The organism is Arthrobacter sp. Soil764, from assembly GCF_001428075.1.
GTDB lineage: Bacteria > Actinomycetota > Actinomycetes > Actinomycetales > Micrococcaceae > Arthrobacter.
Window position 1 is genome coordinate 42,187 of sequence record NZ_LMSI01000005.1, and the last position, 13,439, is coordinate 55,625.

Genomic DNA, 13,439 nt, shown 5'->3' on the forward strand with positions numbered 1-13,439 from the left:
TCATGAGCATGGACCGCGTGGCCTGGAGTTCGCTCTACAACATCAGCACCGCTAAGAGCGCTTCCAAGCCGTTTTCCAAGGAAACCCTGAAACGGGTACTGGCCTTTGCCGCCCCGCATAAGGGCAAGCTCATCGCCTTCGTGCTGTCCTCCATCGCTGCCGCCTTCCTGGCAGTCGCCACGCCGGTGCTGGCCGGGCAGGTGGTTGACGCCATCATCGCCAAGGCCGCAACTGGAACCGTTATTTGGCTGGCTGTGCTGATCGCGATCGTGGCTGTGGGGGAGGCCGGGGTGGGACTCCTGACCCGCTGGTTGTCCTCCACCATCGGCGAAGGCGTGATCGTGGACCTGCGGACGCGGGTGTTCGACCACGTCCAGCGGATGCCCATCGCCTTCTTCACCCGGACCCGCACGGGCGCGCTGGTCAGCCGCCTCAACAATGACGTCATTGGGGCGCAGTCCGCCTTCGCCGGAACGCTGTCCGGGGTGGTGAGCAACTCCGTGGCGCTGGTCCTGACGCTGGCCGTGATGCTCAATACGTCCTGGCTGGTGACGGTGCTCGCCATGGTCCTGCTGCCGATCTTCCTGATTCCCGCCCGCCGTATGGGCTCAAGGCTGGCCGACCTGCGCCGGGAAGCTGCCGCACACAACGCCGCCATGGGCACCCAGATGACGGAGCGGTTCTCCGCCCCGGGTGCCACACTGGTCAAGCTCTTCGGCCGGCCGGACGATGAATCCCGCGAATTTGCTGCACGTGCGGGACGGGTCCGTGACATCGGCGTCCGCATGGCGATGCTGCAGTTCACGTTCGTGACCGCACTGACCCTGGTGTCCGCGCTCGCACTTGCGCTGGTCTACGGCCTGGGCGGCTGGCTCGCCCTGGGTGGCCAGCTGGCGCCCGGGGACGTGGTGGTCCTGGCACTGCTGCTGACCCGGCTCTACGCTCCGCTCACGGCGCTGTCCAACGCCCGGGTGGAAGTCATGAGTGCCCTGGTCAGCTTTGAACGCGTTTTTGAAATCCTTGACCTGCAGCCGCTGATCCAGCAGAAGCCGGACGCAGTGCCGGTACCGGCCGGTCCGGTGTCCGTGGAATTCGACGACGTCCGGTTTGCCTACCCTTCCGCGGACAAGGTATCCCTGGCCTCACTGGAGGAAGTATCCACCCTTGACACCCGCGGCGGCGAGGAGGTGCTGCACGGCGTCAGTTTCCGGGTGGAGCCTGGCCAGACGGTTGCCCTGGTTGGTTCCTCCGGCGCCGGCAAGTCCACCATCGCCCAGCTTCTGTCGAGGCTGTACGACGTCGACTCGGGCGCCGTGCGGCTCGGCGGCACTGCGCCGGGGACGGGGCTGGACGTCCGCGATGCCACCTTTGATTCACTGCGCGACACGCTGGGCATGGTGACCCAGGACGGCCACCTGTTCCACGAAACCATCGCGTCCAACCTTCGGCTGGCCAAACCAGGGGCGAGCGAAGAGGACATGTGGGACGTCCTGCGCCAGGCCCGGCTGGAGACGATGATCAGGTCGCTGCCCGATGGGCTGGAGACGGTGGTGGGGGAGCGCGGCTATCGGCTTTCCGGCGGCGAACGCCAGCGGCTGACCATCGCCCGGCTCCTCATCGCCCAGCCCCGCGTCGTCATCCTCGATGAGGCCACCGCCGCGCTGGACTCAACGAACGAAGCCGCCGTGCAGGCAGCCCTGGGTGCGGCACTCGAGGGGCGTACCGCCGTCGTGATTGCCCACCGGCTGTCCACCGTCCGTGCGGCCGACGCCATCCTGGTGGTGGAAGGCGGCCGGATCGTGGAACGCGGCACCCACACCGAACTCCTGGCCGCCGGGGGCCGCTACGCCGAGCTCTACCGGACGCAGTTCGCGGAGGCCACCGCCGTGGCACAGGAAGCCGTGCCCGAGTTCTAGCGGCGCGGCGGCGGAGCCTGCGCCGCTCCCGGCATGGCACGGGCCGCCAGCAGGGGCAGGATGTGGTCCGTCAGCAGCGGGGCAAGGTCCCGCGGGAGGGACACGTCGCCGGCCGTCTCAAGGATGTGCAGCCAGCGGATCTCGGCGATTTCGGCCGCCGGACTGGCCGTCCACGTGCCCGGCGCGATGAACACGGTGGCTTCAATGTCGGTGGCGGCCTCGTTCGCGGCGTCCGCGATCCAGACGCCCATCAGTTCAAGCTCCTGCGGCGGCACCACGATCCCCACCTCTTCGGTGAGCTCCCGGGCTGCGGCCTCAACCGCCGTCTCACCCGGTTCGGGCTTGCCGCCCGGGTGCATGAACATACCGGTTCCGCGTTTGCGCACGGTCAGCAGCCGGCCTGCGTCATCGAACACGCAGACGGCGGAGACCACAATCCGGTCCTTCACGCGGGAATCCTTTCCAGGTGTGAGACCAGCAGCAGGTCCTTGCGGGGGCCGGTCACATCCCAGCTGAAGCTGAACTGGTCAGGGCCTTGGCGGGTGTAGGACACGCGGTAGGTATCCGGATCGCACCAGTGGCTGTCCAGGCTGGCGTCCGGGGTGAAGCTCATCCGGTGGAACGGCCTGCCGTCGGGAAAAAACACGTCCAGCGCATCGGGCCGCGGCGCGCGTTTCAGGACGTACTCACGTGACGCGGGGCCGGTGAAAGAAGGCCAGTGCATGGTTCCTTCCTCGCGAAGGTCCAGGCCGCCGTCGTCCGTAGGCGTGAAAAGGACGACGCCGGAAAAGGTTCCGCGGGTGCCGTCCGACCTGTCCAGGAGGTCCCGCTCAAGCCGCCAGCGCCCCGGCTGCCCGCGGTGGCCTGTTGGGCCGCCGCCCAGGAGGTAGGCGCGGAGGCTTGGCTCCGGGGAAGGAGATTTCAAGTGCCCTCGATTGGAATCGAACCAACGACACCGGCTTTAGGAGAGCCGTGCTCTATCCACTGAGCTACGAGGGCGGGTGTCCGGTGGTTCGGCGGGGCCGGTCCGTCCGGACACGGTTACAAGCATACAAGGTGCGGGGCCGTACTACGCTCAAGGCATGAGTCCAGCCCCCACTGCCGCTCCCGCCGCCGCCTTCATCCCGAATGTTGCCTCCACCCGCCAGTACATCGGGGCCTGGGCCATCCTGAGCGTGCTGCAGTATTTCGCCGCGGAGGCCGCCGTGGCCATGGCATGGGCCGGGCCCCGCCCCTACGATCTGCGCACCGGGTACATCAGCGATCTGGGCGCCCTCCACTGCGGGACCTTCTCCGGCCGGGACGTCTGCTCCCCGTTGAACTGGCTGATGAATGCCTCGTTCGTGGTCCAGGGGCTCGGCATGCTGGTGGGGGCGTTGCTGCTGACGTCGGGGCTGCTGCGCGTGGCAGCCCGGCCCGGTATCCGGATCAACTGGGGCCGGAAGGAGCCGTGGCTCGCCGCCGCCGCGGTCCGGCTGCTCACGGGTGCCGCGGGCGCCGGGACGGTGGTGGTGGGCCTGGTGCCCGAGGACGTTGGCTCCCCATGGCACTACTGGGGTGCGGTCACGTACTTCCTGGCCGGCGGCGCTGCCCTGCTGGTGCTCGGCCTGCTCTGGCTCCGCAAAACGGGCATGGCGTGGTTCATCCTGGCATGCGGCGCCGTCTCCCTGGCCGCGGTGGCGACGGGCGGCCTGACACACATGATGGTTCCGGAGCCCGGGACACTGGAACGGCTGATGGGATATCCCGTGACCGTCGGCATGGCCACCTCCGGGCTGGTCATTGCACAGCGGGTGCACCGGCACCGGAAGGAACGGCGGGCTGCTGCCGCCCGGGTAACTGCCGCCTAGGCCTGGTTCCGTGTCCGCCTGTTCAGGAACACCGCTGCGGCCCCGGCCAGAAGGCTCAACACCAAAAGCACCCAGCCGGCAACGGTGAGGCCGGACGCCAGGGCAACCTGGCCGGCGTCGGGACCTTCCGACGCCATCATGGCGTCAATGGCAACGTTTCCCCACAACCGGACCACCACGAACAGCATGGGCACGGCCCACAGTGCCCAGCGCAGCGCCTTCCGCGCCACATTGGTCCCAATGAGCAGCAGCCAGGTGAACCCGAAGATCAGCGGGAAGAGGGTTCCGGCGGTCTTGTGGACGTAGTTCAGCTGGCCCAGGGCGTCGCCGTTCATCTCCCCCTGCAGGCGGCCGATGTAGGCGGGATCGAAGCCGCCGACGAGTGAATCCGGCATGAACAGGCCTTTGGTGAGTTGCGTGAGCTGGTCCAGGGTCAGCAGGTGCAGGTACCAGAAGAGGAACAGGCTGGCCACCACGCCCGCAATGACGATCAGGTTGCTGTTGCCCTGCGCCTTCTCCGGCGTCCGGTTGGTGGTGGGGTTGAGCACCGGTGGCAGCTGGTGCTGCGGTACAACCGCTTTGGCGCCGTGCTTCTTGATCCGCTGGGCAGGGGTTTTGGCCATGGCACCATTATCCCGCCCCATAAACTGAAGCCATGACCACTGGCCGACACAGCGCAGCTGTTCTTGACCCCTCACTGGACGACTACGAGCTGGCGGCGGCGCTGGTCCGTGAAGCCGGGCAGCTGGCGCTCCTCATGCGCATGGCCGGCCTGCAGTCGGAACAAAAAACCTCCGTCTCGGACGTTGTGACAGCAGCGGACCACGCAGCCGAGGCCTATGTTCTGGAGCAGCTGCAGCGCTGCCGGCCGGAGGACGGCATCCTGGGGGAGGAAGGCGCCTCCGTCCAGGGCACCAGCGGCCGCACCTGGGTGATCGACCCCGTGGACGGCACCTACAACTTCCTGCACGGCTCCACTTACTGGTGCTCCGCCATCGCCCTCAAGGACCGCGGCGACGCAGTGCTGGGCGCCATTTTCCAGCCGGAGGAGGACAAGCTGTGGCTCGGCGGCCGCGACCGGCCCGCCACCATGAACGGCGATCTCCTTACCGTTTTCAGCGATGACGGCGGCAAACGCAACGCCACCAGTGTCGCCGAACTTGGCGCGGCCACCTACATCCACCCCACCTGGCTGATGGACCCAATGTGCGCCATGCCCTGGCACGCCGCCGCCACCTCCGCGGCGTCCCTCCGCATGCTGGGCTCCGGGTCCTGCGACCTGGGCCGTGTTGCGGACGGACAGCTGGGGTGCTGGTTCCAGCACAGCTGCCCGGAATGGGACTGGCTGCCGGGCAAGGCGATCGTCCGTGCCGCCGGCGGCGCCGTGGATACCGTCCGCGTCAACGGCTTGGAGTGGTTCCTGGCAGGAGGAACGACGGCGGTGCATCAGTTGCGTGCGGCGCTCCAGTCAGGCTCGGTCAGCTGAGGCGGCTGCCCGGTGCGGTTCCCCGCGACGGGGAGTAATCCACAGGCTGGAAGGCGCTGTCGGTCCCACCGCCTAGACTTGTATGCACCATGGATATGTTGTTTGACCCGTACTCTGACGGACCGTTCAAGGCCGCTCCTGCCGCCGCCGCCCGCACCAGGACGGGGCCGGAGGGCGTTGCCACCACGGCCGGGCCCGGCGGAATACCGGCCAGTCATGGCGGCCTGCAGCAAGACAACGGCGCCCGGAACGATGGCGCCTGGAACCACGGCGACAGGCGCGACGACGGCCACCACCACAGCCGCCGCCCGGACGCGGCCCAGCTGCTGGAGGGACTGAACCCGCAGCAGGAGGAAGCGGTCAAGCATGCCGGGTCGGCACTGCTGATCGTCGCCGGTGCCGGGTCCGGCAAGACCCGCGTGCTCAGCAACAGGATCGCGTACCTGATCGCCACCGGCCGCGCGCACCACGGCGAAATCCTGGCCATCACCTTCACCAACAAGGCGGCCGCGGAAATGCGGGAGCGCATCGAAGCCCTGGTGGGCGGGCGCGCCAAAATCATGTGGATCTCCACGTTCCACTCCTCCTGCGTGCGGATCCTGCGGCAGGAAGCGGCCAACGTCGGCCTGAAATCCAACTTCTCCATCTACGACTCCGCGGACTCCCTGCGGCTGGTCACCCAGGTGTCCAAGGCCCTGGACCTGGACCCCAAGAAGTTTGCCCCCAAAGCCATCCAGCACAAGATCTCGGCCTTGAAGAACGAACTCATTGACGCCGATTCCTTTGCCTCGGCGGCCAATTACAACGACCCCTTCGAACATGCGGTGGCGGACGTCTACAAGGGCTACACCCAGCGCCTCCGGCAGGCCAACGCCATGGACTTCGATGACCTCATCGCCGAGACCGTCTACATGTTCCGTGCCTTCCCCGCGCTGGCCGAGTCCTACCGCCGCCGGTTCCGCCACGTCCTGGTGGACGAATACCAGGACACCAACCACGCCCAGTACGCCCTGGTGCGGGAAATCGTGGGGGAGGGCCCCGGCGCGTCGGAGCTCACCGTGGTGGGTGACTCGGACCAGTCCATCTACGCCTTCCGCGGCGCGGACATCCGGAACATCGTGGAGTTCGAAAAGGACTACCCGGAAGCCCGCACCATCAAGCTGGAGCAGAACTACCGCTCCACCCAGAACATCCTGAGTGCCGCCAACTCGGTCATCTCGCGGAACCCCAACCGTCCGGAGAAACGGCTGTGGACCGCCGAGGGCGAAGGCCACAAGATCATCGGCTACGTCGGCGAAAACGAACATGACGAAGCGCAGTTCATCGCCAAGGAGATCGACCGGCTCCAGGACGAGGAAAACCTGCGCCCGGGCGATGTCGCCATCTTTTACCGGACCAACGCCCAGTCCCGCTCCATCGAAGACGTCCTGGTTCGCGTGGGCCTGCCGTACAAGGTGGTGGGCGGCACCCGCTTCTACGAGCGGAAGGAAATCAAGGACGCCCTGGCGTACCTGCGCGTCCTGGTGAACCCGGATGACGACGTCAACCTCCGCCGGGTGCTGAATGAACCCAAACGCGGCATCGGCGACCGTGCCGAAGGCGCCGTCGCAGCCCTGGCCCAGCGTGAGCGGACGTCGTTCATGGAAGCCGCCCGCCGCGCCGACCAGGCGCCCGGCATGGCCACCCGGTCCGTCAACGCAGTCCTGGGTTTCGTGAAGATGCTGGACGACCTCGCCGAGGTAGCCGCCGGATCCGGAGCGGCTGCCGCGCTGGAGGCCGTCCTGGAACAGACGGGCTACCTTGCCGCGCTGCGTTCCAGCACCGATCCGCAGGACGAATCCCGCGTGGAGAACCTCGCCGAACTCGTGGCGGTGGTGCGCGAGTACGAGCAGGAGAACCCGGAAGGCAGCCTCGGCGCGTTCCTGGAGCAGGTGTCCCTGGTAGCCGACGCCGACCAGATCCCGGACGCCCCCGGCGCGGACATTGACGCCGCCGTGGCCGAAGCCAAGCGGCTTGGCGTGGTGACCCTCATGACCCTGCACACGGCCAAGGGCCTGGAATTCCCGGTGGTCTTCCTGACCGGTATGGAGCACGGGCTCTTCCCGCACCAGCGCTCCGCCACGGATCCCAAGGAACTGGCAGAGGAACGGCGGCTGGCCTACGTGGGCCTGACCCGCGCCCGGAAGCGGCTTTACGTAACCCGGTCAGAGGTCCGCAGCATGTGGGGCCAGAGCCAGTACAACCCCGCCAGCCAGTTCCTGGAGGAAATCCCGGCAGAGCTCCTGGAATGGAAACGGGAAGGAACCAGCAGGCAGGCCGGCGGCTGGGGCGGCGGCTCCATCGGATCCGGCCGCTACAGCGGCTCCTTCTGGGGCGCCGGCACCTCCCGCGGCGCCGCGGCGGACTCCTCCGCCGGGTTCAATGCCGACGTTCCGGCCTTCATCGCCAAGAACCGGGTGCAGCCGCAGAAGGAAATCATCGCCGTCAGTGTGGGGGACAAAGTCAACCACACCAGCTTCGGCGACGGAACCGTGCTGGCGCTTGAAGGGGCGGGGGACAAGACCGTAGCCAAGGTGAAGTTCGATGTTGGCGAGAAGCGCCTCCTCCTGCGGTACGCACCGCTGACCAAGCTGGACGCCTAAGCGGTCCGCGGCGGGCATAATGGAGCCCATGCGACGCACTGTATGGGGGATGCTCGCCGCCCTTTTCCTGGTCACCGCCGCCGCCACCTCGGGGTGCAGCGTGACCACCGAGGACCCTTCGTACGTTCCACCGGCGCCGCTGCCTCCCATGGAGCAGCTGGAAAAGGCGCCCCTGGCTGACGCGAAGGCCTTCTCCAGCGGAGGCGACGTCCTGTCCTTCATCACCGCGGACCGGACCATTGCCTGTTCCCTGACCTCCGCGCGGGGGGACCACGTGAACCTGCCGTACGAGCAGAACAGCTACAGCGATGCTGCCAACAACAAGCTGCCCATTGTCCCGGTGGCCCACTGCGGGCTTGCCACCTATCAGCCTCCCCAACCCGGCGACGTCAAGGATGACTGCGCCGGAACCCACCTTGGTTACCTGGGCGGCGTGGCCCTGCTGTCGCCGGACACCGCACGCTACGGGGAATGCCGTTCCGGGGTAACGCCAATGGAAGCGGCCTACGGGCCCGCGGGCACCAAGGCCGGACCGCTGACCCAACTGCCTGTGCTGGCCGACGGGCAGAACCTCGAACGCAACGGCTTGCGCTGTTCGGCGTACAACGGCGGCGTGGCGTGCGGAAATGTCTCCGCCGGCGTCGGATTCTTCATTTCCCCAGAACGTTACGAACTGCTCCCGGGCTCGCCCAAAAGCAGCGCATCCCCGCAGGCGGAAGGCTTAAAAACCCCGTAAATCCGCGGTTTTTCTACGCTCCATAGAATAGTGTGCTTACTCACATAAGAGGTAGTCTGGGACGGCCCGGTCCCTCCAAAGGACTAGAGTTCCCCATGGAGCATCACGCCGCGTGGCTCGTTTCCAACAGGCCGCCGGTGCGTGCAATCCGCAGCCCGGTCATCGTCCTACTCGATGGTGTCCGACTGTACAGAAACTACTTCGACGTAGAAGGACACTAAACCGTGGACCTGTTTGAATACCAGGCGCGCGATATGTTCGAGGCGCACGGTGTACCCGTGCTTGCCGGCATCGTGGCGTACACCCCAGAAGAAGCAAAGGCAGCTGCCGAGAAGATCGGCGGCGTAACCGTTGTCAAGGCACAGGTCAAGGTAGGCGGGCGCGGCAAAGCCGGCGGCGTCAAGGTGGCAAAGTCCGCCGACGAGGCGCTTGAGCACGCCACCAACATCCTGGGCATGGACATCAAGGGCCACACCGTCAACAAGGTGATGATCGCCCAGGGTGCCGACATTGCCGAGGAGTACTACTTCTCCGTCCTGCTGGACCGTGCCAACCGCAACTACCTGGCCATGTGCTCGGTTGAAGGCGGCATGGAAATCGAACAGCTCGCCGTCGAACGCCCCGAAGCGCTGGCAAAGATCGCCATCGACCCCGCCGTGGGCATCGACCAGGCCAAGGCCGACGAAATCGTCGCAGCCGCCGGCTTCGCCGAGGAACTCCGCGGCCAGGTGGCAGGCGTCATCCTGAAGCTCTGGGACGTCTTCAAGAAGGAAGACGCCACCCTGGTGGAGGTCAACCCGCTGGTCAAGACCGGCAACGGTGACATCCTGGCCCTCGACGGCAAGGTCTCCCTCGACGAGAACGCCGACTTCCGGCACCCGAAGCACGCGCAGCTCGAGGACAAGGACGCTGCAGACCCGCTTGAGGCCAAGGCAAAGGCGCAGGACCTCAACTACGTCAAGCTCGACGGCGAAGTAGGCATCATCGGCAATGGTGCCGGCCTGGTCATGTCCACGCTCGACGTCGTCGCCTACGCCGGCGAAAACCACGGCAACGTCAAGCCTGCCAACTTCCTGGACATCGGCGGCGGAGCCTCGGCAGAGGTCATGGCCGCAGGCCTGGACGTCATCCTGGGTGACGAGCAGGTCAAGTCCGTGTTCGTCAACGTCTTCGGCGGCATCACCGCCTGTGACGCTGTTGCCAAGGGCATCGTGGGTGCACTGGCCGAACTCGGCAGCTCCGCCAACAAGCCGCTGGTAGTCCGCCTCGACGGCAACAACGTCGACGAAGGCCGCCGCATCCTCACCGAGGCCAACCACCCGCTGGTTACCCTGGCCGCCACCATGGACGAGGGCGCCGACAAGGCCGCCGAGCTCGCCAACGCAGCGAAGTAAAGGGACGCACCATGTCTATTTATCTGAACAAGGACTCCAAGGTCATCGTCCAGGGCATCACCGGCGGCGAAGGCACCAAGCACACCGCCCTGATGCTCAAGGCCGGCACCAACATCGTCGGCGGCGTCAACGCCCGCAAGGCCGGCACCACGGTCCTGCACGGGGACAAGGAAATCAACGTCTACGGCACCGTCAAGGAAGCCATGGCGGAAACCGGCGCCGACGTCTCCATCGTCTTCGTACCGCCGGCATTCACCAAGAACGCCGTTGTTGAAGCCATCGAGGCCGGCATCGGCCTGGTCGTTGTGATCACCGAAGGCGTTCCCGTCCAGGACTCCGCCGAATTCTGGGCCCTGGCCCAGTCCAAGGTGGACGCCAACGGCAACCAGGTCACCCGCATCATCGGCCCGAACTGCCCCGGCATCATCACCCCCGGCGAAGCACTGGTGGGCATCACCCCGGCCAACATCACCGGCAAGGGCCCCATCGGCCTTGTCTCCAAGTCAGGCACCCTGACCTACCAGATGATGTACGAACTGCGCGACCTGGGCTTCTCCACCGCCATCGGCATCGGCGGCGACCCCATCATCGGCACCACCCACATCGACGCCCTGGCCGCGTTCGAAGCTGACCCCGAGACCAAGGCCATCGTCATGATCGGCGAAATCGGCGGTGACGCCGAAGAGCGTGCAGCCGACTTCATCAAGGCCAACGTGACCAAGCCGGTTGTCGGCTACGTCGCCGGCTTCACGGCTCCCGAAGGCAAGACCATGGGCCACGCAGGCGCCATCGTTTCCGGTTCCGCCGGTACCGCCCAGGCCAAGAAGGAAGCGCTCGAGGCCGCCGGCGTCAAGGTCGGCAAGACGCCGTCCGAGACCGCCAAGCTGCTCCGCGAGGTCTACGCAGCCCTCTAGCAGTACCGCACAGCGCGGGGCCATTCCCGGCCCGGTCCGCCCTGGACCGGCAAGGGATGGCCCCGCGTTTGCTGTTTAACGAACTTTGCTGTTTGACGAACGACAGCGGCCCGGAAGCGGGTGCCCCATCGCGTCGAGTAATGTTGAGGAAGGAGAATCGGGGCGCCCGGGGCGCACAGGCAGGGGAATGACGGATGGCAGAGAAGCGACCCACCCTGGTCGACGCCGTCGTGGACAAGGTCCTGGAGCACATCCTCAGTGGCGAGATCAAGGCCGACGACGCCCTGCCGCCAGAGGCTGATATCGCCAAGGAGTCCGGCGTCAGTAGGCTGACAGCCCGCGAAGCCATGAAAGTGCTGAAGGCGCAGGACGTCGTGTACGTAAAGCGCGGCCTGGGCACCTTCGTCAACCCGCCCGAGCGCTGGACGGGACTGGACGCCATTATGCGCTCAGCCTCCCGGGGAGTGGCCTCGGACCAGGTGGCGCTTCGTTTGCTCGAAGTCCGCCGCATGGTGGAGACCGGAGCGGCGGAACTTGCTGCTTCCCGCCACCGGCCGGCTGACCTCGCCGCACTGCAGGACAGCGTGGAGCAGATGGAAGCGGCGCATCACGCCGGCGACGTGGACGCGCTGACCGTGGCCGACATCGCCTTCCACGACACCGTCCTGCGCGCATCCGGCAACCCGTTCGTGCCGGCCTTGCTTGGCCAGCTGTCCACCCTGCTGTACGCGATGCGGCGCGAAACCTCGGCGTTCCCTGACGTGCAGCGCCACGCCATCCACCATCACAAGATGGTCCTGGCCGCCATTGCCGCCGGGGACCCGGCCACCGCCCGCTCCACCATGGACGCGCACATCACCCAGACTTTCGAGGACTACGAGCGCTACCTCGCCGTGTCCAGCCCCTCCGGAGCAAGTGCCCGCTAGGCCTGTCTGAACCTCTTCCACCTGGTATTTGCCTGCTATCGGCATGCCGTCCGGTCCCGGCGGCAATCGTGTTTGACGCTCCCGGTCCCTGTGATTAGAATCTCATACAGACATCAGACATCTGATATCAATTTCCCCAAAAAATGCCGCCAGCCAAAGGAGCCGTTATGCGCGCGCATTCCCCTTTCGAGGGTTCCCCCATCACACTGGGAGGCCAGCGATGACCTCCCGCGCCACCGCCCCCGCCCTCAGCGAGCTGGGCGAGACCACCCTCCGCAAGGTTCGCCGGAGGCTTATGCCCCTGATCGTCCTTCTCTACTTCATTGCTTACCTGGACCGGAACAATGTCGGCTTCGCCAAGCTCGGAATGCAGGGGGACATCGGCCTGACCGAGGCCGCCTACGGCCTGGGCGCCGGCATCTTCTTCCTCGGCTATGCACTGCTTGAAATCCCGTCCAACGGCGGCATGTACCGCTATGGCGCCCGCAAGTGGATTGCCCGCATCCTCATCAGTTGGGGCATTTTTGCCACTGCCATGTTCCTGGTGAACGGTGAAACCACCTTCTACATCATCCGTTTCCTGCTCGGCGCTGCCGAGGCCGGTTTCTTCCCTGCCATCCTCTTCTACCTGACCCTGTGGTTCCCCGCAGCGCAGCGGGTAACGGTGCTGGGTATCTTCATCCTGGCCCAGCCCATCTCCAACGCCCTCGGCGCACCGGTGTCCGGCTTGCTACTGAACCTGGAAGGCGTGGCAGGCCTGCACGGCTGGCAGTGGCTCTACATCATTGAAGGCATTCCCGCCATCATCCTGGGCATCATCACGCCCTTCGTTATGACTGACCGGCCCGAACACGCCAAGTGGCTCAAGCCGGAAGAACGCGAATGGCTTTCCACCACCATGGCTGAGGAACTGGCGCACAAGCAGAAGTCAGGCAACCACAACTTCCTGGCCGGCCTGAAGGACCCCCGCACCATCGCCTACTCGGCTCTGTACTTCGGCCTGGTCTGCGGCATCTACGGACTGGGCCTGTGGCTGCCAACCATCGTCAAGGCGCTGGGCAAGTTCGACTCCACCCAGGTGGGCTTCATCGTCTTCATCCCGTACGCCATCGCAGCGGTGTTCGTTTACTTCTGGAGCAAGCGCTCGGACCGAACCGGCAACCGCGTGTGGCATGCCAGCATCAGCATGGTGCTCGCCGCCGTCGGCCTCCTGGGCGCAGGCTTCCTGCTGCCGGTCAACGCCGTGCTGGCCATGGTGTTCCTGACCCTCGCCGCTATGGGCATCTACTCCGCCATCGCACCGTTCCTCGCCATGCCCTCCGCAGCCCTCACAGGTGCTGCTGCCGCTGCCGGGCTTGCCATGGTCAACTCCCTGGGCAACCTGGGTGGCTTCGTAGCGCCCTACATCGTGGGCATCCTCAAGGACGCCACCGGAAACAGCCAGAGCGGGCTGGTGTTCCTGGCCGCCTGCCTCGCCATCACCGCTGCAGCCACTTACCTTTACGCACGCAAACGGCCGGAAGGTGTCTCCGCCCCCGGGGCCACGATTCCTGCCGCCGAAACACACTAGGACGC

General features: G+C 66.2%; 12 protein-coding genes and 1 tRNA gene. 9 read left to right on the top strand and 4 right to left on the bottom strand.

Annotation, left to right across the window (positions count from 1 at the left end; translation table 11 throughout):
- The first annotated feature begins 2 nt into the window (after positions 1-2).
- Positions 3-1,916 carry an ABC transporter ATP-binding protein gene (locus ASG86_RS05065; RefSeq protein ID WP_056331172.1) on the top strand — a complete coding sequence of 638 codons (1,914 nt, stop codon included), beginning with the start codon at positions 3-5 and terminating at the stop codon, positions 1,914-1,916.
- Here the strand turns inward: ASG86_RS05065 and ASG86_RS05070 are convergent.
- From ASG86_RS05070 to ASG86_RS05080, 3 genes are all read right to left on the bottom strand, one after another.
- Positions 1,913-2,365 (bottom strand): NUDIX hydrolase, encoded by a 453-nt coding sequence (locus ASG86_RS05070; protein WP_056331175.1) that lies wholly within the window; start codon positions 2,363-2,365, stop codon positions 1,913-1,915. The genes ASG86_RS05065 and ASG86_RS05070 overlap by 4 nt on opposite strands.
- Positions 2,362-2,841 (bottom strand): DUF6314 family protein, encoded by a 480-nt coding sequence (locus tag ASG86_RS05075; protein WP_442854289.1) that lies wholly within the window; start codon positions 2,839-2,841, stop codon positions 2,362-2,364. Before ASG86_RS05075 ends, ASG86_RS05070 begins: the two co-directional genes overlap by 4 nt.
- Position 2,842: 1 nt before the next feature.
- Positions 2,843-2,915: transfer RNA gene (locus ASG86_RS05080), tRNA-Arg, on the bottom strand.
- Between the two features lie 83 nt (positions 2,916-2,998).
- On the opposite strand from ASG86_RS05080, the gene ASG86_RS05085 reads away from it, so the two are divergent.
- Entirely contained in the window at positions 2,999-3,766 is a 768-nt protein-coding gene (locus tag ASG86_RS05085) for a DUF998 domain-containing protein (protein ID WP_056331178.1), read from the top strand.
- On the opposite strand, the gene ASG86_RS05090 is transcribed toward ASG86_RS05085, so the two are convergent.
- Positions 3,763-4,389 (bottom strand): hypothetical protein, encoded by a 627-nt coding sequence (locus tag ASG86_RS05090; protein WP_056331181.1) that lies wholly within the window; start codon positions 4,387-4,389, stop codon positions 3,763-3,765. The genes ASG86_RS05085 and ASG86_RS05090 overlap by 4 nt on opposite strands.
- A gap of 32 nt (positions 4,390-4,421) precedes the next feature.
- On the opposite strand from ASG86_RS05090, the gene ASG86_RS05095 reads away from it, so the two are divergent.
- The 7 genes from ASG86_RS05095 (at position 4,422) to ASG86_RS05125 (ending at position 13,434) form a co-directional block, all read left to right on the top strand.
- On the top strand, positions 4,422-5,252 hold the full coding sequence (locus ASG86_RS05095; protein ID WP_056331183.1) for an inositol monophosphatase family protein: 831 nt from the start codon (positions 4,422-4,424) through the stop codon (positions 5,250-5,252).
- Positions 5,253-5,341: 89 nt separating this feature from the next.
- Positions 5,342-7,894 carry a DNA helicase PcrA gene (gene pcrA / locus ASG86_RS05100; RefSeq protein ID WP_056331186.1) on the top strand — a complete coding sequence of 851 codons (2,553 nt, stop codon included), beginning with the start codon at positions 5,342-5,344 and terminating at the stop codon, positions 7,892-7,894.
- A gap of 19 nt (positions 7,895-7,913) precedes the next feature.
- Positions 7,914-8,630, top strand: a complete 717-nt coding sequence (locus tag ASG86_RS05105) for a hypothetical protein (RefSeq protein WP_235565103.1) — start codon at positions 7,914-7,916, stop codon at positions 8,628-8,630.
- A 224-nt stretch (positions 8,631-8,854) separates the two neighbouring features.
- The gene (sucC, locus tag ASG86_RS05110) at positions 8,855-10,024 is read left to right on the top strand and encodes an ADP-forming succinate--CoA ligase subunit beta (protein WP_056331192.1); all 1,170 of its coding nucleotides are present in this window, start codon (positions 8,855-8,857) and stop codon (positions 10,022-10,024) included.
- An 11-nt stretch (positions 10,025-10,035) separates the two neighbouring features.
- Positions 10,036-10,938, top strand: coding sequence for a succinate--CoA ligase subunit alpha (gene sucD, locus ASG86_RS05115; RefSeq protein WP_056331195.1), 903 nt, complete (start codon positions 10,036-10,038; stop codon positions 10,936-10,938).
- A gap of 194 nt (positions 10,939-11,132) precedes the next feature.
- Complete coding sequence (locus tag ASG86_RS05120) at positions 11,133-11,864, top strand: FadR/GntR family transcriptional regulator (protein WP_056331197.1); 732 nt, start codon at positions 11,133-11,135, stop codon at positions 11,862-11,864.
- Positions 11,865-12,084: 220 nt separating this feature from the next.
- Complete coding sequence (locus ASG86_RS05125) at positions 12,085-13,434, top strand: MFS transporter (protein WP_056331202.1); 1,350 nt, start codon at positions 12,085-12,087, stop codon at positions 13,432-13,434.
- Positions 13,435-13,439: the final 5 nt, after the last annotated feature.